Here is a 301-nt window from a genome sequence, read left to right as displayed (position 1 = left end):
CATCCAGCTTGAACTGGGAAACTACTATTAACTGGTGCTTGCTGCTGTAGCGGTAACGAGTCTGTAGCTTCTGACCTTTACCGCGCAATGCGGCAATTCGGTTGCCGTGAATATCGTACTCATAGTGAGTGTCGCCGCGGAATTTGAGGCGATTGCCACTGACCTGAGCCGAGCCGGCCTGCTCCTTTGCTTCCTCTGCGCTGCCTGCAGCAGCGAGGATGTTGGAGACGGGGTCGTGGACGAAGTGCTCTGGGTTTGGGCCTTCGACCTGGGTTAGCCGGTCTAGCGCGTCGTAGTGATA

At 56.5% G+C, this 301-nt stretch carries 1 protein-coding gene; it reads right to left on the bottom strand.

The window, feature by feature from the left end; translation table 11 throughout:
* On the bottom strand, positions 1-301 hold a 301-nt coding region (locus B4U49_RS00080; protein WP_204902939.1), incomplete at both ends, for a hypothetical protein.

The organism is Microbulbifer mangrovi, assembly GCF_002009015.1.
GTDB classification, from domain to species: domain Bacteria; phylum Pseudomonadota; class Gammaproteobacteria; order Pseudomonadales; family Cellvibrionaceae; genus Microbulbifer; species Microbulbifer mangrovi.
Note: the sequence above shows the minus strand (reverse complement) of the source record. Positions and strands in the feature narration are given on the sequence as shown.